The 17,380-nt window shown below is 65.2% G+C and carries 19 protein-coding genes; 11 read left to right on the top strand and 8 right to left on the bottom strand.

Annotation, left to right across the window (positions count from 1 at the left end; translation table 11 throughout):
- Positions 1 to 10 precede the first annotated feature (10 nt).
- The gene (locus tag BLV04_RS05940) at positions 11 to 1,969 is read right to left on the bottom strand and encodes a transglycosylase SLT domain-containing protein (protein ID WP_093029064.1); all 1,959 of its coding nucleotides are present in this window, start codon (positions 1,967 to 1,969) and stop codon (positions 11 to 13) included.
- A 113-nt stretch (positions 1,970 to 2,082) separates the two neighbouring features.
- Between BLV04_RS05940 and BLV04_RS05945 the strand changes: the two genes are divergently transcribed.
- Positions 2,083 to 2,508 carry a hypothetical protein gene (locus BLV04_RS05945; protein WP_093029066.1) on the top strand — a complete coding sequence of 142 codons (426 nt, stop codon included), beginning with the start codon at positions 2,083 to 2,085 and terminating at the stop codon, positions 2,506 to 2,508.
- A gap of 54 nt (positions 2,509 to 2,562) precedes the next feature.
- The gene (locus tag BLV04_RS05950; protein WP_093029068.1) at positions 2,563 to 2,922 is read left to right on the top strand and encodes a hypothetical protein; all 360 of its coding nucleotides are present in this window, start codon (positions 2,563 to 2,565) and stop codon (positions 2,920 to 2,922) included.
- A 29-nt stretch (positions 2,923 to 2,951) separates the two neighbouring features.
- Here the strand turns inward: BLV04_RS05950 and BLV04_RS05955 are convergent, their stop codons facing one another.
- Positions 2,952 to 6,320 (bottom strand): EAL domain-containing protein, encoded by a 3,369-nt coding sequence (locus tag BLV04_RS05955; RefSeq protein WP_093029070.1) that lies wholly within the window; start codon positions 6,318 to 6,320, stop codon positions 2,952 to 2,954.
- Positions 6,321 to 6,323: 3 nt separating this feature from the next.
- Positions 6,324 to 7,808, bottom strand: a complete 1,485-nt coding sequence (locus BLV04_RS05960) for a PAS domain-containing sensor histidine kinase (RefSeq protein ID WP_093029072.1) — start codon at positions 7,806 to 7,808, stop codon at positions 6,324 to 6,326.
- 141 nt (positions 7,809 to 7,949) lie between these two features.
- Between BLV04_RS05960 and BLV04_RS05965 the strand changes: the two genes are divergently transcribed.
- Positions 7,950 to 8,183, top strand: a complete 234-nt coding sequence (locus BLV04_RS05965) for a hypothetical protein (RefSeq protein WP_139191865.1) — start codon at positions 7,950 to 7,952, stop codon at positions 8,181 to 8,183.
- 106 nt (positions 8,184 to 8,289) lie between these two features.
- Here the strand turns inward: BLV04_RS05965 and BLV04_RS05970 are convergent, their stop codons facing one another.
- Complete coding sequence (locus BLV04_RS05970; protein WP_245731756.1) at positions 8,290 to 8,655, bottom strand: DUF134 domain-containing protein; 366 nt, start codon at positions 8,653 to 8,655, stop codon at positions 8,290 to 8,292.
- Between the two features lie 206 nt (positions 8,656 to 8,861).
- Here BLV04_RS05970 and petA point away from each other — a divergent pair, with 206 nt between their 5' ends.
- From petA to BLV04_RS06010, 8 genes are all read left to right on the top strand, one after another.
- On the top strand, positions 8,862 to 9,455 hold the full coding sequence (gene petA / locus BLV04_RS05975) for a ubiquinol-cytochrome c reductase iron-sulfur subunit (RefSeq protein ID WP_093029076.1): 594 nt from the start codon (positions 8,862 to 8,864) through the stop codon (positions 9,453 to 9,455).
- A 111-nt stretch (positions 9,456 to 9,566) separates the two neighbouring features.
- On the top strand, positions 9,567 to 9,938 hold the full coding sequence (locus BLV04_RS05980) for a NifB/NifX family molybdenum-iron cluster-binding protein (protein ID WP_093029078.1): 372 nt from the start codon (positions 9,567 to 9,569) through the stop codon (positions 9,936 to 9,938).
- 6 nt (positions 9,939 to 9,944) lie between these two features.
- Entirely contained in the window at positions 9,945 to 10,823 is an 879-nt protein-coding gene (locus tag BLV04_RS05985; RefSeq protein ID WP_093029080.1) for an ATP-binding protein, read from the top strand.
- Positions 10,820 to 11,761 carry an ATP-binding protein gene (locus BLV04_RS05990; protein WP_093029082.1) on the top strand — a complete coding sequence of 314 codons (942 nt, stop codon included), beginning with the start codon at positions 10,820 to 10,822 and terminating at the stop codon, positions 11,759 to 11,761. Before BLV04_RS05985 ends, BLV04_RS05990 begins: the two co-directional genes overlap by 4 nt.
- Positions 11,739 to 12,173, top strand: a complete 435-nt coding sequence (locus BLV04_RS05995) for a NifB/NifX family molybdenum-iron cluster-binding protein (protein WP_245731757.1) — start codon at positions 11,739 to 11,741, stop codon at positions 12,171 to 12,173. The genes BLV04_RS05990 and BLV04_RS05995 overlap by 23 nt, the downstream gene beginning before the upstream one ends.
- Before the next feature lie 201 nt (positions 12,174 to 12,374).
- Positions 12,375 to 13,037: an MBL fold metallo-hydrolase gene (locus BLV04_RS06000; RefSeq protein WP_245731771.1), complete on the top strand. Its 663-nt coding sequence runs from the start codon at positions 12,375 to 12,377 to the stop codon at positions 13,035 to 13,037.
- A complete protein-coding gene (locus BLV04_RS06005) occupies positions 13,034 to 13,720 on the top strand; it encodes a Crp/Fnr family transcriptional regulator (RefSeq protein WP_093029088.1) in 687 nt (228 codons plus the stop codon). Before BLV04_RS06000 ends, BLV04_RS06005 begins: the two co-directional genes overlap by 4 nt.
- 124 nt (positions 13,721 to 13,844) lie before the next feature.
- Positions 13,845 to 14,024 (top strand): YgaP family membrane protein, encoded by a 180-nt coding sequence (locus BLV04_RS06010; protein ID WP_093029470.1) that lies wholly within the window; start codon positions 13,845 to 13,847, stop codon positions 14,022 to 14,024.
- Positions 14,025 to 14,185: 161 nt separating this feature from the next.
- Here BLV04_RS06010 and sbcB read toward each other — a convergent pair whose 3' ends face one another.
- From sbcB to rimM, 4 genes are all read right to left on the bottom strand, one after another.
- Positions 14,186 to 15,640: an exodeoxyribonuclease I gene (gene sbcB, locus BLV04_RS06015; protein WP_093029090.1), complete on the bottom strand. Its 1,455-nt coding sequence runs from the start codon at positions 15,638 to 15,640 to the stop codon at positions 14,186 to 14,188.
- A 5-nt stretch (positions 15,641 to 15,645) separates the two neighbouring features.
- A complete protein-coding gene (rplS, locus tag BLV04_RS06020; protein ID WP_093029092.1) occupies positions 15,646 to 15,990 on the bottom strand; it encodes a 50S ribosomal protein L19 in 345 nt (114 codons plus the stop codon).
- A gap of 21 nt (positions 15,991 to 16,011) precedes the next feature.
- Positions 16,012 to 16,761, bottom strand: coding sequence for a tRNA (guanosine(37)-N1)-methyltransferase TrmD (trmD, locus tag BLV04_RS06025; protein WP_093029094.1), 750 nt, complete (start codon positions 16,759 to 16,761; stop codon positions 16,012 to 16,014).
- A gap of 73 nt (positions 16,762 to 16,834) precedes the next feature.
- Positions 16,835 to 17,344, bottom strand: coding sequence for a ribosome maturation factor RimM (rimM, locus tag BLV04_RS06030; RefSeq protein WP_093029096.1), 510 nt, complete (start codon positions 17,342 to 17,344; stop codon positions 16,835 to 16,837).
- Positions 17,345 to 17,380 lie beyond the last annotated feature (36 nt).

Genomic DNA, 17,380 nt, shown 5'->3' on the forward strand with positions numbered 1-17,380 from the left:
AGTGTTTCATTCAGGACCCGAAGAAGTCCGCGCCGGGCACGGGAGGGAGCCAATCGGACAGGCGTGTCGGCGGCAGACCCAAACGCTCGCCGTAGATCACCCGATAGGCGAGAACACGTTCGACATACCGACGCGTCTCGAGGAATGGGATCGACAGGATCCACAGATCGGCCTCGAGACAGGCGTCCGGCAACCAGCGAGCCACGCGCGCCGGCCCGGCATTATAGGCCGCCGTGGCTAAGGCGACGTGACCAAAACGATCCCGCATGCGCGCGAGGTAGGCACTGCCCAACGTGATGTTGACCGCGGGGTCGAGCAGATCCCAACGCGACGGCGGATCCAGGTCGAGCGTCTGCGAGACTTCCAGCGCCGTCCCGGGCAGGAGCTGCATCAAACCAATCGCCCCGGCGTGAGAGGCCAGCGTCCGGGCAAAGACGCTCTCCTGTCGAATGACGGCGAGGATCCAGTCCGGCTCCACCCCACGCTGCCAGGCCTGCTCCTCGACCAGGGTGCGATGCTGCACCGGGAAGCGCAGCTCCATGTCGTCCCAGAAACCGGACCGCGCCAACGCGGGAACGGCCTGGTCATGCCAGCGCATGACGTCGGCCACATAGGCGGCCGCCATCAGATCCGGACCATCGAGATGCGCCATCAGCTCGCGCCACTCGCGGCGCATATCGGTCTCGCGACCGAGACGGCTCAGCTCGCGCATGCGCGACAGGGTCGGACTGGTCACCAGCGCGCGGATTCGCTTCGGCTCCGCCGGTGTCCAGGCATGGTCGAGTCGATAGGACAGCCCCAACCGATCCGCCGCCAGGAAGGCCCACAGACTACGTCCATCGGCGGCCCGCGCCAGGGTGATGCGGGACGCTTCGTCACGACCGAGCTCGGTCTCGGCACGCCCTTGCCAGTAGAGCCAGCGGTCACGCTTGACGGCACCCTCGGGCATCCGAGCCACCCAGTCCGCGACACGCTGCCAGGCACGCAGGGCGACGGCAGCACGCAGGCGCGCCTCTTGCTCGGTGGTCGTTTCCTCGGTTGCGCGCAGGCCGTCCCAAACCGCGAGCCCGCGCGGATCCCCGACGCGCGTCAACACCTGTCCGATCGCTGCATGGGCACGATCGGAGGCCGCGGCATCCGTGCTCAAGACATCCCGGAGCGACGCCAACGCGTCGGCGGCCGTCGCGGGCGATCGAGGTGCCAGACCGACCAGGCCGTGCGCCAGGATGGCAGCGCGCTGCGGATGGCGATCGTCGACGGACGCCGGATCCAGGACGAGCGACGGATCGGCGTCCACCGCGCGCCAAGCCTCGTATCGGTATTTCTCCGAATCCGGGAGGAGCCCGCCCAGATGGCGAGCGACGCCGCGCTCGCCCGCCTCCATCGCCAAACGGATGCGCTGCAGGATGCGCTCGGTCGTGAGCCCGCCGGCATCGGCCCAGGCCGTAAAGACGGGATCGCAGTCATCCGGCTGCGACCCGGCAGACAACCACAGCGGCTCGACTCCGGCCAGGGCCTCGTCGCGGCGCCCCGTCTCGATGAGTGATCTCAGATACAGACAACGCCGCTCGGTCGAGTCATCCGGCCGGTAGATCCGCGCATAATCCGACCAGCGCTCGGCGGCGGCGAGTCGCGCCAGATAGGCAAGACGCAGACGGGTCGCAAGCTGTGTCTGCGGGAAATCGGTCAGAAAGCGCTCGATCTCCTCATCCGACGTCGCCGCGAGGTCCTGCGTCACGACCGCGAAGCGCAGGTATGGATAAAGCGGATAATCCGTCAGGTCCGCGACCAGACGATCGAAGGTCGCCAGATCATTGGCCCCAAGTGCACGCTCGGCAGCCAGAAACGCGGGACGATCGTTTGCGCAGGGCTGACCGAGCATGCCGAGCAACAAGAAGAAGAGTGCGTGCGAAGCGCGGCTTCGAGAGGCACCCGACAGGTCACGAACAGACGATGGACAGGCGAACATGGACGTGGGAAAAATCCTGATACTCTTGTCGGCACCCGCTCGGTCGGCGACACTTCGAGGCCGGACGCGTTCAAATCGCCGTCGCCGCCGACCACGTGGACAGGACAACACCGATGCACCTTCGACACAGTCACCTGACCCTCATGGGCATGACCGTCGCTCTCTTGTGCTCTGCAGTCAGCTGCGCGGCCGCCAGCGCGCCGAAGCTCCAAGGCATCTACTCCAACATGGAGCCGTCGGTTGAGCAAGGGGAGCTGATCGGAATCGAGATCTTCATCCTGCCGCATGTCCGGGATGACGCGGTCGCTTACGTCGCCTTGATCCAGTTCGCCGATGGTCTGCCGATGCGACCTCAGCTTGTGGACCTGTCGATCCAGGACGACGGCATCTCCTTCTCGGCTGTTCACCCCGTCGAAGGCGAGATCGAATTTACAGGGAGCATCGACACGGAAGGTCTGACCGGACGCTTCGACGCCTTGGGCGAGGTCTCCTTACCGCGCGGGGAAAGCATCTGGCAATGGGGCGCGAGCGGGCGTTGATATGCCGGTGTCGTCCGCAATCTCCGACATTTCATTTCCTACAGAGAGACGTCAATGAAGACATTTATCCTCGCCCTGATCTTTCTCCTGATCGGAAGCGCCGTCGGAGGTTTCCTCGCACTCGGCTTCGGTGCCGGATTGGGTGCCGCGAGCGGACTGGTGATCGGATCCCAGGCCGGTGCCTGCCTGGCTGTCGAGACAGCCGAAGAAAGCGGTCTGGTGACCGATCCTGCGCAGATCGACGCGCTGATCGCGACCACGATCGCGAAGATCCGCGATAAAAGCGGCGCCGTGCCGGCCGAGGCCGGACTGGCGTGGATCGGCAACGCCGCCGAATGTCGCGACATCATCCGTCAATTGGTCGAAGGCCCAGAGGCCGTCGCTCAAGCACCGGCCGCTCCGCGAGCGGATTGAACCGCGCCCGGAGGTTGGAGCGGACCGGATCAGCACATTCGCCCGCGCACGAAATTTTCGACCTGCGCGAACGGTAGCGGTCTGCTGATGAGGTAACCCTGCAACTCGTCGCACTTGAACCGCCGCAGGGAACTTGCCTGGCTCTCCTCCTCCACGCCTTCGGCGATAACCTTGAGACCGAGCGCATGGCCAAGCGAGATAATGGTGGTAGGGATCGTCACGCTCTCCGGCGTCGTGTCCATGGTAGCGACAAATGAACGGTCGATTTTCAGCGCATGGACCGGCAGTTTGGCCAAGTAGCTGAGCGAGGAATAGCCGGTCCCGAAGTCGTCGATAGCGATCTCGATGCCCATGCGGCGGACCTCGGCCAGACGCGAGACGTTGGCTTCGATATCGGCCATGATCATGCTCTCGGTGATTTCCAGATCCAGCCGGCCGGCGATATCGCCGAACTCGTCCGTCACCCGCCTCAGTGAATCGACAAAACCCGGATGCTGCAACTGCAGGGCGGAGACATTGACCGCGACGCGCAACCCGTCGAGTCCGGCCGCTTGCCAGATCCGCGTATCCGCAAGCGCCTTGCGGATCGCCCACAACCCGACTTGGATGATCATCCCGGTTTCTTCGAGAATGGGGATGAAGGTGCCGGGGTAGACCAAGCCGTCGGTGGGATCGTTCCAGCGTATCAGCGCCTCCAGGCCGGTCACCCTCCCGCTGATGCTGCAGATCTTGGGTTGATAATGGAGCATGAGCTCCTCGCGTTCGAGCGCCTGGCGCAGCCGATTCTCGCGCAACAGGGTCTCGGCGATCAGTGCATTCATTTCGGGTCCGTAGAACCGATAGCGGATACCGGAACCCTTGGCCTTGCGCAATGCGGCCTCGGCGTTGCGGATCAGCGTATCGGCATCGTCGTCGCGGCCGTTGCCCAGGGCGATGCCGGCCGAAACGGTGATGTGCAGCGCGTGATCGCCAATCACGACCGGCTCGTCGAGTAGACTGCCCGCGGTGTCTTCGATCAGATGCGCGATCTCGGTGAGCTCGTAATCACCGCTGATCACCCCCGCAAACTGATCGACGCCGATGCGCGCCACCTCGCTCGTCTCGGGCCACGCGACCCGGAGGCGACGTGCCAGCTCCCGGAGCACCTTGTCCCCGACCTGTCTGCCGAAGGTGTCGTTGATGTTGCGAAAGCGTCTGACGTCCCACACCACCACCCCGACCCGGTCGCTCGGATGATGTCGCGCGGCCTGCAACGCGGCGCAGAGATGATCAAGCATGTGTGCGCGGTTGGGCAGCCCGGTGAGCTCGTCGTGATGGGCGAGATAGGCCAGCCTGTCCTGGTTGGCGATGAATTCGAGCGCGAAGGAGATATCGTTCGCCAACTCGTTCAGCAGCGCCTGTTCCTCGCCGGTGAAGAAGTCGGGCTCGTGTGCGTAGATGACCATGACGCCGATGACCTTGGTCTGAACCGTCAGCGGCAGCGCCGCCAACGATCGATAGCCTCGGCGCGGCAACGCCAGGGGCATGCGCAGTCCGTTGGGGTCGAGGTCGGCGAGCTCGCTGACGACGGTCAGCGCTGCGTCTCGTACGGCCTGACTCGCTGCAGCGGCCCCAAGCACGCCATCGCCGCTCAGCAACGACCGGTCCGGGCCGAGCCCGTCCCCGACACCCTCCCACGCAAGGGGGACGACCCCTTCCCCCCCTGGCCCCACCTCGCCGATCCAAGCCATCGCGAACCCGCCTTCGTGGACCGCTATGCGACAGGCCTCTTGCAGGAGCCTGCGTGAGTCGTGAATCCGTACAATGGCCGAATTGATGCTGCTCAGAACGGCGTAAAGCCGGGTCAGTCGAAGGATGCGCTGCTGTTGGGCAATACGCTCGAAGAACGCACCGATCTGCCCGGCCAATGCCACGAGCGTTGCCGCCAGCGCGCCGTCCAGCTCGCAACGCTCGGGGCGGAAGACTTCGAGAATGCCGGTGACGCGACCGCCGACCATGATCGCAACGGCACCGCCCGAGCTGATCCTCAACTGCTCGGCAGCCTGCCGTCGGAGAGCATCCGGGCTGCTCCGCAGATCGGCGAGCCACAACGGGGTGCCGCTCGGCGACGTATCCCCCGCAAGACCCATGTCGGACGTCAGCGAGAGCGACCGCACCTGCTCCAGATACCCGGCGCAGCGTTCCGCCGACCGACACCAAGCACCGACCCATTGCAGCGTGCCTTCAGCCTCGTCGACCCGCCACAGCGTGGCGGCGGAAAACCCCAATTCGGTACAGCCAACCTCGAGAAGCTTATCGGTCGCGTCCTCCACGCTCGACGCCGCATTCAGCACCTGCGCGACGCCGTACAACGCCGCCAGATGGCCTCGGGTGCGTTTGCGCTCGTCGATCTCGGCCTCGAGCTCGTTCGCGTAATCCTTCAGCTTGGTATACAGACTTCCGTTTTCGTAGATGCGTCCGGTCTCGGCGGCGAGTATTCCGAGTAGCTCCTCCTCATCCGCGGAGAATCCATCGACACCCCGCTTATTGCCCAAGCAGATCCACCCATAGGTGGCCGATGTTGACTTGATCGGCGCGGCGAGCAGCTCGGCGCCGATGGGGTAACCGGCTGGAAGCCCAAGATGCGCGGAGCTGTCCCCGGGCACCTTGATGTGCAGAACCGAGCCATCGCGATACACGCGCCCAAGCTCGCCGGCATCGAGCTGCCATGCGTCCATACTCGGAACGCTGGCCGGATCGATGCCGCAGTGAGCGAGGTGAGCGAGTACCGCGCCGTCGGTCCGGCGCACCGCCACCGTGCCGTACTCGGCTTCGAGCAGGGCACACGCACCCCGGCAGACATGATCGAGCAGCCGCTCTTTATCGCGCTCGGAGGCGAGCTGCAGGTTGAGCTCGATCAGCGACGCCAGCTTGTCGTTGGTGCCTTGCAGCTCGGCGACCTTCTCCGAGAGCTTGTCGGTGACCAAGCGCAGATGCTCGCGGTCGAATTCGCTGCCCCGCAAGGGGCTCTGAACCACCGAGCGACCGCCGCCCTGCGCAAGAACGGCGTGCACGACGTCGATCATTTCCTGTGGGTCGAAAGGCTTGGTGACCACCTTGCTCACACCGCAAAGTTGAGCCAACTCCTGCGCTTCGCGCTCCAGGAAATGGGCGGAACAGAAAATCACCGGGGTCGCGGCGATCCGAGGGTCGGCGCGTAAGCAGCGCACGAACTCGTAGCCGTCCATCTGCGGCATCAGGATGTCGCAAATAATCAGATCCGGCTGTTCGTCGCGAACCATCTCAAGGGCACTGGCGCCGTCGGCGGCCTCGCTGATCCGATGCCCGAACGGCGCGAGCATCGCAACGAGAAGCTCTCGATTGACCGCGATATCGTCGACGACGGTGATGCGTGCCATGGCCTAGGCCCCCTTGAACCGGAGGACGAAGCGGCTGCCCGCGCCGAGCGTACTGTGACACTGCAGCTCTCCGCCCAAGAGCCCGGCCAGTTTGCGACTCAGATGCAGCCCCAACCCGGTGCCTTCCCGGCCCTGGATGCCGGCCGAGCGTCCCTGCACGAAGGCGCCGAAAAGGGCCGCTTGCTCGTCTTCGCCGATCCCCGGCCCGGTATCCGCGACAACAATCTCGAGCGCGCGGTCCGTGCCCACGCCATCGACGCTCAGAGCGAGCTGCACCTGGCCGACGTCGGTAAATTTGATCGCATTCTGTGCCAGGTTAAGCAGGATCTGGGTCAAGGCGCGCCGATCCGTCCGGAATATCACGGCCTCTTCGGGGACCTCGACAAGCAGCTGCAGACCCTTGGCAAGCGCGAACGGCTGCAGAGACGCAGCTGTTTCACGCACCAGGCTGCCGCATTCGGTCGGTTCGGGGTCGAGCTGTACCCGGTCCGCCTGGATCTTCGCGAGATTGAGCAAGTCGTTGATCAGGGACAGCAAGTGTCTTGCATTGTTGCGTACGATGTCGAGCTGACGGGTCTGCTCGGCATTCAGCGCACCCGGCAGACCCATCAACAAGGTACCGGTAAACCCGATGACGGCATTCAACGGGGTGCGAAGCTCGTGACTCATGCTCGCAAGGAAGCGATCCTTCGCACGATCGGCCCGTTCCAGCTCGAGGTTTTTCTCCTGGAGGGACTGCAGGATGCGTCGGCGCTCGCTGACGTCGCGAATCGCGCTCATCACCAGCGGGGTCTCTTCGGTCGTCAAGGGGCTCAGACTGATCTCGACCGGAAACTCGAGCCCGTCTTTGCGCAAGCCGTACAGCTCCAACCCGGCGCCCATGGGCCGTGTCCTCGACTGGGCGAAATAGTTCGAACGGTGCCCCTTGTGCGCATGCCGGAAGCGCTCGGGAAGCAGCATATCGACCAACAAGGCGCGCAATTCGCCCGGCGCATACCCAAACAGGCGCTCCGCCTGCGTATTGGCGATCAGGATGTGGCCGGTCGGATTGACGATCACGATGCCGTCCGGGGTCGATTCGAGCAGCTCGCGATACCGCAGCTCCAACGCCTTGCTGTCGCGCTCGACCTTGAGGGAGGTGACGTCCTTCTCGGAGAACAGCAACAGCGCGTCGGCGCCTTCGGTGGCCGCCTGCAGGAGCTGTCCGGAGATGTCGACGTAGATCAGCGTGCCATCCTTCCTGCGGCGCAAGGTCTCGAAGGTGCTGCTCCCACGGCGGAGCGTCTCGGTCACGAAGGAGTGCTGCTCCTCGCCACCGCCGGGAATCACGATGAGCGCATCCAGCTGCACGCCCACGGCTTCGGCACTCTCGTAACCGAACATCTGCTGCGCCCCGGCGCCCCAACGGCACACCCTGCCCGCTCCGTCGAGCAACATGAGTGCATCGGGGAGATCGGCATTCCAGAGATCGGCGTGGTTCGAAGACATCGACCGCCCTCCGTCGGCCGCCACAACGACAGGCAGCTCATATTCCTTCAATATAGCGTTGCGGGGAGATTTTCCTATCACTTTGGTTGGTTTTTAGCGCACCGCCATCAATCAGGTGGCGCCTCGCGGCGAGAAGCAGCAGTGATTGGCCGTTCATCGGAGGCACAGCGGCCATCGTCCCCTGTGCCGGAGGAGTTGGCGGGCGGCTTCCGGCGCCTCACCGACAACATCGATCCGGCCGCGATGATCGCCATGCCCGCCCCGGACGCGGACCCAGTGACCCGGGATGACCCCGCTTCGAGCCTGACCGCTCGGGTCCAGATCGACAACGTCGACTGTCGGGCCCGCGGCTACACTTGGGTGATCTTGCACTGACGCAGGCCATCGAGCGCAACTTCAGCCGTGTCTTGGAGGCCAACCGTGCCGAGTATCCCGGCAGCGATCATCCCGGGGCTGACCGCATATCGTGCTCGAGTCCGATTCAAGCCTCGTTACCTGTTTCGCCCCCCGGCCGATCCGACGGAACGGCCTCCCCGGTCCCCGCGCCGGCAGCGCCCTCGCTCTCACGGGTCGGCTCCACCACGAGACGCTTGCCGTTGATCAGTACATCCGTCACCTTGCGGCGCGCCCGCGCCAGGGTTCGCGACAAGGTGGTCCGCGAGATGCCCATCCGCACGGCACAATCCTCCTGATACAAGCCTTCGAGGTCCGCAAGACGCAAGGCTTCCAGCTCGTCCGCGCGCAACGTCACGGTCTCCAGGCCCCGTCCCGGTCGACCGCAGGGTTTGAAACAGAGAAAGCCCGGATCGAATCCGATACAGCGGGCACGTCGTTTTCTACCCGGCATCATACCTCCGCAAGATGAAGTGTTCCGATTCGCGGACTCAGTAAAACGCACATATGTTCGTTTCACATTGACGGATATCAGGGTCACGTGCCTGGAGAACGCGAGACAATGCCCATCACTCAAGTCGGAATACGACTTTCATCCCAGCGACGTGGAGCCCCGCCCGGCATCGGCTCGGCACGGCGCGCATCCGTCCGGAGACAGACATGAGCGAGCAGGCAGTGAACACGACGAGACGACGCGTCCTCGTCGCCGCCACCGGTGTGGTGGGCGCCGTGGGAGCGGGCTTTGCGTTGGTCCCCTTCGTCGCCTCGATGAATCCAAGCGCCCGCGCACGCGCCGCCGGAGCGCCGGTCGAGGCGGATATCGCGAACCTGGAGCCGGGCGGTTTATTGCGCGTCAAATGGCGCGGTAAACCGGTTTGGATCGTCCATCGGACGCCCGAGATGCTCGCATCCTTGTCGCGCAACGACCGGAATCTGGTCGATCCGACCTCCGAGGTGGCCCAGCAGCCGGAGTATTGTCGAAACGCCACCCGCTCCATCAAGCCGGTCTATCTGGTCGCGATCGGGATCTGCACGCATCTCGGCTGCTCGCCGATCTATCGGCCCGAGGTCGCCCCGGACGATATGGGTCCGGATTGGACGGGCGGCTTTTTCTGTCCCTGCCACGGCTCGCGCTTCGATCTGGCGGCGCGGGTGTTCAAGAACGTCCCGGCACCGACCAATCTGGTCATCCCGAAACACACCTATCTCGACGAGACGACACTTCTCATCGGCGAGGATGGCCTACGGGGCTGATTCCGGCCGAACATCTCGATGCAACAGAAACACTCGGCGATCTCTGCACCTTCCTCTACGGACTCACCGAGCGGATGAACAGGCCTAACCAGGACAAGGGGAACACTCCCGATGAACGTCGCCATCTCGATCGCCGGCCAAACGCTGGATGCACCCTTCGACGCCCGCTTCGGGCGCGCCGAGTCCTTCTGCGTGGTGGAGACGGACACCGGCAACTGGACCATCCACGCCAATCCGGCCCTCTCGGCGTCGGGCGGAGCGGGCGTGCTGGCCGCGCAGCTCATCGCCCGGCTCGGCGCGCAGGCGGTGGTCAGCGGAGCCTATGGCCCCAAGGCGCATCGCACCCTGTCCGCGGCGCACATCGATTGCTTTCTTGCTCCGGGTAATGAGGCTCGCAGCGCCGCCGAAATCCTGGACGCCTTCACCTCTGGACGCTTGGCCCTGGCCGATAGCGCCACGCATGGCGGCCACCACGGAGACTGAACCGAGATGCGCATCGTTGTAGCCAGCGGCAAGGGCGGCACCGGCAAGACCACCGTCGCCACCAGCCTCGCGCAGGTGGCGGCCGAACGGGATGCGGTGCATTTTCTCGATTGCGACGTGGAAACGCCCGACGCCGCGCTGTTTCTGCATCCGAGCTTGGATGTCCACCGGGAGGTCGGGATCCGCGTGCCGCGGGTGGATCCGCAAGCCTGCAACGCCTGCGGCACCTGCGCCGAGATCTGCCGATTCAATGCGATCGCGGTGGTCGGCGAAACGACGCTGGTGTTCGACGATCTCTGTCACGGCTGCGGCAGCTGCACCTGGATGTGCCCGGAGCAGGCGATCACCGAGCATCTGTTCGTGACGGGCACGATCGACAGCGGGACTACGCCGGACGGGATCGCATTCGCGCGGGGCCTGATGAACGTCGGCCAAGCGATGGGCATGCCGATCCTGCGCGAGCTCAAGAAACGGACCCCGTCGCCGATGCCGCGAAGCTCCGGCGCGCCGCGCCGCGCTCTTGAGATTCGTGATGCCCCGCCCGGTGCCTCCTGCCCGGTCGTCGAGACGATGCGCGGTGCGGACTTCGTCCTGTTCGTGACCGAGCCGACGCCCTTCGGCCTGCATGATCTGAAACAGGTCGTCGCCATTGCTCATGATCTGGGGATCCCGGCCGGCGTCGTGATCAACCGCGACGGGATCGGCGACGACGCCGTCGGCGCCTATTGCGCCGAACATGATCTGCCGATTCTGCTGCGCATCCCCATGGATCGGCGTATCGCCGAGGCGATCGCCGGCGGCCGGACCTTGGTGGAGGCCGCCGTCGACTATCGACCCAAGTTCCGAGATCTGCTCGAGCAGATCCTCGCCGAGGCGACCGTATGAAACAGCTTGTCATCCTCAGCGGCAAGGGCGGCACCGGCAAAACCAGCGTGACCGCGGCCTTCGCCCATCTGGCGTCGCTGGGTCCCTTTGCCGCTCAGGTCATCCTGGCCGATGCCGATGTGGACGCAGCCAACTTGGAGCTGGTGCTGCGGCCGGAGCCGTTGGACATCGAGCCGTTTCGCGGCGGGCCGGTGGCGGTCATCGACGATGACCGGTGCGTGCAATGCGGCGACTGCGAGTCGGTCTGCCGCTTCGACGCCATTGTCGAGACCGATGCCGGATGGGCGGTCGACCCCATTGCCTGCGAGGGGTGCGCGGCCTGCGTCCATCAATGCCCCACCGAGAGCATCGCCATGCAGGAGCAGACCGTCGGCGAATACATCTACTCCGACAGCTGCTATGGACCGCTCCACCATGCGCATCTGTATCCCGGACAGGAGAGCTCCGGCAAGCTCGTCACTCAAGTGCGGCAGCGTGCCTCTCGGCAGGCCATCGACGAGCAGCGCCGACTGGTCCTGATCGATGGGCCGCCCGGCATCGGCTGTCCAGTGATCGCCGCCGTCTCGGGCGCGGACTTGGCGCTACTGGTGACCGAGCCGACCGTTGCCGGCATACACGACCTGCGCCGCGCCCTGCAAACCCTTCAGCACTTCGGCGTGCCGGCGCTGGTCTGCATCAACAAGGCCGATGTCTATCCCGTCGGCGCGCGGGAGGTCGAAGCCTATTGCCGCGCGAACCGGATCGACGGCGTCGGCCGCATCCCGTTCGATCCGGCGGTTCCCGGCGCTATGGTCGCGGGCGAGGCGGTCACCGCCTATCGCCCGGACGCCCCCGCCAGCCTCGCCCTGTCCGACGTGTGGGAGCGGGTTGTCGCGGTCCTGTCGGTGGCGGCCGCTGGACCTCGCGACGACTGCGATGATCAACGACGACACGCCTGAAAACCCCGATCACCCCCCGCAATTCACCAGGAGATTGACGATGAAGATTGCCATTACCGCAGAATCCAGCCAGGGTCTCGATAGCCAGGTCGCCCAGCACTTCGGCCATGCCCCCTACTTCATTGTGGTGGACATCGAAAACGGCGCGGTCACCGCGACGCGGGACATCGCCAACCCCTTCGCCGAAGCGCATCAACCGGGACAAATCCCGGACTTCATCAAGCAGCAGGATGTCGACGTCATGTTGAGCGGCGGTATGGGCGGACGCGCTATCGAGTTCTTTACGCAGGCCGGAATCAGAACCGCGACCGGCGCGAGCGGTACGGTGCGCGCGTCGCTGGAGAGCTACCTGGGCGGCACGCTCGCCGCCGCAGCGCCCTGTGCCGAAAGCGTGGCGCACGGGCACGGTTGAGCACGCTCGCGTCTCGGCGAGCGCTTGACTCGCCGCAGGCGGGGCGATGCTCCTAAAAACGGCTGCTCGGCCCCCTGCCTCGCCGCGACAACGGGGCTCGGGCAGGACAGGTACTTCACAGGATGACCTCGATCGGAGGCGATCATCGCAGCTCCCCCACGCCTGACGATTCTATTCGACAACGAGCCGGGACTTCCGGGCCTGACAAGCCTGTGGGGATTCGCGGCACTGATCCGCGTCGGCGGTCGGACGATCCTGTTCGACACCGGCAGCAACGGGCGCGTGCTGCTGAAGAACATGGCCGCCCTCGGCCTCGCCGCGGAATCCCTTGACCTACTCTTTCTCTCCCACATCCATTGGGATCACATCGGCGGCTGGGATTCGATCTTGGAGCTTAACCCGCGGGCGACCGTCGTGGTGCACGAGGGTTTTTCCAAGCATCTGATCCGAGACCTGCGGGGTCTATGCGGCGAGCTGGTCGTGGTCGGAGCCGATCCTCGCCCGTTCGGTCAGGGGCTTTTCTCCACCGGGATGCTCGACAGCAATCCCCCGGAGCAGGCGCTGGTGATCGACACGGGTGAGGCCACGGCCGCGATCAGCGGTTGTGCGCATCCCGGCATGGAGCAGATCGTCGGCCGTGGCGCAGCCATTCTCGGCAAGTCGGTCGACTGGGCGATCGGGGGCTTTCATTTGATGGACGCAGACCCCGTTCGCATCGAGCAGTCCGTACGTGCCCTGAAGGCGCTCGGGGTGATCGGCGTCGTTCCGACCCACTGCACCGGAGACGCCGCCAAGGAGGCGTTTCGGCGCGCCTTCGGGTCAGCCTGCCTCAATGGTGGGGTCGGCCGGGAGATCGGCGGATGATCGGTGATCCTCGGCAGCGCCGGCGTCTTCTCGATGCCTTCCCGTTTCTGCACGGGACACCGGAGGAGTTCCGCGCCGAGGTGTTCGCTCAGGTCACCTTGGTCCGGCTGCCGGTCGGTCAGTTGATCTGTCACGACGGCGCCCACTGCGCGCAGCTGCCCCTGGTGCTGACCGGCACCGGGCGGGTCTACAAGCTCGGCGAAAACGGTCGGGAGATCACCCTGTATCGCGTTCATCCCGGCGAGAGCTGCGTGGTCACCACCTCCTGCATCCTCAGCGGGCGGGCCTTTCCGGCCTTCGCCGTGTGCGAGAGCGCGGTCGAGGCGGTCGTGGTGCGGCCGGCCGAGGTCCGCCGCTGGATGGCCACGTCCGAGCCTTGGCGGGAATATATCTTCGGCTTGATCGCGAGCCGCTTGCAGGAGGTCTTCGGCGTTCTCGATGCGGTGCTGTTCCAGCGCCTGGATCAACGTCTGATGGCCTATCTCCTGGGCCTGCGGGAAACGGCCTCGGGACGGGACATCCACATGACGCATCAGGCCCTCGCGGTGGAGCTGGGGTCCTCCCGCGAGGTCATCAGCCGCGTTCTCAAGGGTCTGGAGTCGCAGGGACTGCTGCGCACGACGCGCGGCCTCATCGAGCTGCTGGACATTCCGGCGCTCGAGCTGCGGACGCGGGAGGGCTGAGCAGACGCAATCCGTCCCTTGGTGACAAAGTCACTGAATCGCCGGGGCGCTCCGATTAGTCTTGTACGACACCCTCACCGGATCGGCCGAACGCGCCGGTCGCCACAACAACAGAGATCATCCTATGACCCCGAATGTCGGAACACTCGATCGCACCCTCCGTATCGTCGCCGGTGTCGTCATCGTCGGCTGGGGCGTCTATGCCCAGAATTGGCTCGGCGCCATCGGGCTAGTGCCCCTGGCCACCGGGCTGTTACGCTGGTGCCCCGTCTATCTGCCCCTCAAGCTGAACACCAACAAGTAGGCGCGCACGGCGGATCAACTGAAGGGACGGCCCGCTCGGTCTCCAAGTGAAATAGGGCGACTAAAGTCGCCCATACAATCGCCCATACAGACCTTCCGGGCCACGCACATTCCATCGGCCACGCCCTGTCCCGCTCCCTCCGCAACCTCATCACCTGTCCCTCACGCCTCCGCGTCGAGCACGCGTTCAGCCCACTCGGCGAGGTCTTCGAGGATCGCAAGCTTGGTCGGATCATCGGCGTATTGCTCGGCTAACTCGCTCAAACACTGCTCGAATTGCTCGATCACGATACTGCCGCCTGCGGTGGGATCGGTGAGCCTGGCGAGGCGGAACAGATCCCAGTCCTCGCGCTCTTCGGGGGTGAGTGTCTCGGGCCAATTCCGGGCACGGTAGCGCAACAGCATCTCGCCGAGACGCGGGTCTTGAAAGCTCGGCGCATGGTCGCTCAGCTCGGCGGGGCCGAGTCGGTGGATCGCGTCCATGGCGCGACGATCGGCGTCCGAGAAGAAGCCACCCGAGTAGATCATCAGGTCGGGGTCGGTCTCGGTCGGTCCGTCGGGAGAACGATGGACCGCACGTACCTTCTCTTCGATTGCCCCCGCGGCCTCGCGTAACCGGCGCGCATGATCGGCGACTGCATCCGGGTCGATCGACCAGCGCGCCGCCGCCTTGGGCTCGAGGGTCTTCATCGGCGCCAGAACCGGCGCGCGGTTGACGTGAATCGTCTTCAACGGGACCCGCTCGACACCCTCGGGAAGCTCGCTCGTGGGCGTGAAGAGCCGGGTCCGCAGCTCGTCTGCGGAGAGATGGATCAACAGGTCCGGGGACGCGCGCAGATCGATACAGACCACCCCGTTGCCGTTGAGCGGATGGGCACAAAGCGGCAGGATCGGCGCGATGCAGCCTTGGGCAGCCGGGTAGCGCGCCGAGACATGCAGCAGCGGCACACCTCGATCAAGCAGCTCACGCACGCGTGTCTTGCTCCTCAAGCTCAGCGCATAGTCGAACAGCTTGGGCTGGGCGTGCCGCAGGCGGCGCGCCAGGGCGATCGTCGCGCGCACGTCGGCGAGCGCGTCATGGGCCCGACCGTGGGCGATCCCGTTGGCGGCGGTGAGATGCTCGAGCTTGAAGGAGGTGGTGCCGTCCTCGCGCGTCGGCCATTCGATCCCGTCCGGTCGTAGGGCATGGGCGAGCCTCAGTGCGTCGATCAGATCCCAGCGTGAGTTGCCGTTGCGCCACTCGCGCGCGTAGGGGTCGAGCAGGTTTCGATAGAGCAGGTTGCGCGTGACCTCGTCGTCGAAGCGCATGCTGTTGTATCCGACCCCGCAGGTTCCGGGGACGCTCAGCTCGGCGTTGACGGCGGCGGCGAACTCGGCCTCGAGCAGCCCCTCGCGCTCGGCGAGCCGGGGCGTGATGCCCGTGATGAGACAGGCTTGCGGGTGCGGGAGTAGATCGGTCGAGGGACGGCAAAAGAACATGCTCGGATCGCCGATCTCGTTGAGATCGACGTCCGTGCGCACAGCGGCGAACTGGCACGGCCGGTCGCGACGCGGATCCGAGCCCCAGGTCTCGTAGTCGTGCCAGAGAAAGGTCGGCGCGTTGGGGCGACCGGCCACTCGCCTTAGATCTTCTCGCGGATACGGGCGCTCTTGCCGGTGCGGCCCCGAAGGTAGTAGAGCTTGGCGCGACGCACGTCGCCCTTGCGCTTGACCTCGATACCGGCGATCACCGGGCTATGGGTCTGGAAGACGCGCTCGACCCCTTCGCCGTGGGACATCTTGCGGACCGTGAAGGCCGAGTTGAGACCGCGGTTGCGGATCGCGATCACCACGCCCTCGAACGCCTGCAGACGCTCGCGGGCGCCTTCCTTCACGCGGACCTGGACGACGACGGTGTCGCCCGGGGAAAACTCGGGGACTTCGGCCTTCATTTGCTCGGCTTCGAGCTGGAGAATGATGTTGCTCATGGTTTCCTTCGGCTCCTGTTCTCAACCGGCCTCATCATCGTGACGGGACCGGACAAATTCATCGAGCAGCGCCTGCTCGTGCGTATTCAAACCGCGCCGCTCCAACAGATCGGGGCGACGCCGGAAGGTTCGCCCGAGGGCCTGCTGCAACCTCCAGCGCGCGATCGCGGCGTGATCGCCGCCGATCAAGACTTCGGGCACCCGGCGCCCGTCGATCTCGGGCGGTCGGGTGTAATGCGGGCAATCCAGCAACCCGTCGGTATGCGAATCCTGCGCGGCCGAGTCGGCGTGTCCGAGTGCACCGGGCAGCAGTCGAATGACCGCGTCCATCACCACCATAGCCGCCAGCTCTCCGCCGCTCAGGACGTAATCGCCGATCGACCATTCCTCGTCGATATGGCCCTCGATCAAACGCTCGTCGACGCCTTCGTAACGCCCGGCGACCAGGATCCAACCGGGCCGGCGCGACAGCTCGACCATCGCCGCCTGGTCCAATACCCTGCCCTGCGGCGAGAGGTAAGCGACCCGGCTTTCAGGCGCCTGTGCGCGTGCGGCAGCGACGGCATCGCGCAACGGCTCGACCTTCATCAACATCCCGGGGCCGCCGCCGTATGGGCGGTCATCGACGGTGCGATGCCGATCGTGCGTGAAGTCACGCGGGTTCCAGAGGTGCAGCTCGGCCACACCGCGGATCAGGGCTCGCCCCGTCACGCCTTGATCGAGCAAGACCCCGAACAGCTCCGGAAACAGGGTGACGACATCGAAGCGCATCACCGATACCCGGCCCGATCACGTCGGAGCGTCTCAGGCATGACGCGCCGCCGACAGTGTCGAGACCGAAGCGCTAGAATGACGGATCCCAATCAACCAGCATCCGGCGCTGCTCGAAATCGACATCCTTGACCACGTCGCCCCAAACGAACGGCAATAGACGCTCTCGATCACCCTTGACGACGATGACATCGTTTGCACCGGTCGCGAAGAGATGATCGATCGAGCCGAGCGCGACCCCTTCGGTCGTCTCGACCGAGAGTCCTTCGAGATCGATCCAGTAGAACTCATCGTGCGAGGCCGGCGGCAGCTGATCACGAACGACGGCGATATTCTGCCCGACGAGTGCAGCCGCTCGGTCGCGGTCGTCACAGCCGCGAAGGCTGACGACGATGCCTTTGCCGTGGCGCTTTCCTTCCTGCACCGTCCAGGTCGTCGCGTCTGCGCCGATCAACCAGGGCGAGTAGCTCAGGATGCCCTCCGGAGGATCCGTCTCCGACATCACCTTCAACCAGCCGCGCACCCCGTACACACCGGCGATGTGTCCGACGACGATACGCGTCGAATCCGGTTGTCCGGCCATCGATCGGAGCAGTCCGCGGCTACTTTGGTTTGACGC

It is taken from the genome of Thiocapsa roseopersicina, from assembly GCF_900106925.1.
Classification (GTDB): Bacteria; Pseudomonadota; Gammaproteobacteria; order Chromatiales; family Chromatiaceae; genus Thiocapsa; species Thiocapsa roseopersicina.

Bases quoted from the DNA above. Each gene is read 5' to 3' on its own strand.
- BLV04_RS05940 (WP_093029064.1), bottom strand. From the start codon at position 1,969: ATGTTCGCCTGTCCATCGTCTGTTCGTGACCTGTCGGGTGCCTCTCGA.
- BLV04_RS05945 (WP_093029066.1), top strand. From the start codon at position 2,083: ATGCACCTTCGACACAGTCACCTGACCCTCATGGGCATGACCGTCGCT.
- BLV04_RS05950 (WP_093029068.1), top strand. From the start codon at position 2,563: ATGAAGACATTTATCCTCGCCCTGATCTTTCTCCTGATCGGAAGCGCC.
- BLV04_RS05955 (WP_093029070.1), bottom strand. From the start codon at position 6,320: ATGGCACGCATCACCGTCGTCGACGATATCGCGGTCAATCGAGAGCTT.
- BLV04_RS05960 (WP_093029072.1), bottom strand. From the start codon at position 7,808: ATGTCTTCGAACCACGCCGATCTCTGGAATGCCGATCTCCCCGATGCA.
- BLV04_RS05970 (WP_245731756.1), bottom strand. From the start codon at position 8,655: ATGCCGGGTAGAAAACGACGTGCCCGCTGTATCGGATTCGATCCGGGC.
- petA (WP_093029076.1), top strand. From the start codon at position 8,862: ATGAGCGAGCAGGCAGTGAACACGACGAGACGACGCGTCCTCGTCGCC.
- BLV04_RS05980 (WP_093029078.1), top strand. From the start codon at position 9,567: ATGAACGTCGCCATCTCGATCGCCGGCCAAACGCTGGATGCACCCTTC.
- BLV04_RS05985 (WP_093029080.1), top strand. From the start codon at position 9,945: ATGCGCATCGTTGTAGCCAGCGGCAAGGGCGGCACCGGCAAGACCACC.
- BLV04_RS05990 (WP_093029082.1), top strand. From the start codon at position 10,820: ATGAAACAGCTTGTCATCCTCAGCGGCAAGGGCGGCACCGGCAAAACC.
- BLV04_RS05995 (WP_245731757.1), top strand. From the start codon at position 11,739: ATGATCAACGACGACACGCCTGAAAACCCCGATCACCCCCCGCAATTC.
- BLV04_RS06005 (WP_093029088.1), top strand. From the start codon at position 13,034: ATGATCGGTGATCCTCGGCAGCGCCGGCGTCTTCTCGATGCCTTCCCG.
- BLV04_RS06010 (WP_093029470.1), top strand. From the start codon at position 13,845: ATGACCCCGAATGTCGGAACACTCGATCGCACCCTCCGTATCGTCGCC.
- rplS (WP_093029092.1), bottom strand. From the start codon at position 15,990: ATGAGCAACATCATTCTCCAGCTCGAAGCCGAGCAAATGAAGGCCGAA.
- trmD (WP_093029094.1), bottom strand. From the start codon at position 16,761: ATGCGCTTCGATGTCGTCACCCTGTTTCCGGAGCTGTTCGGGGTCTTG.
- rimM (WP_093029096.1), bottom strand. From the start codon at position 17,344: ATGGCCGGACAACCGGATTCGACGCGTATCGTCGTCGGACACATCGCC.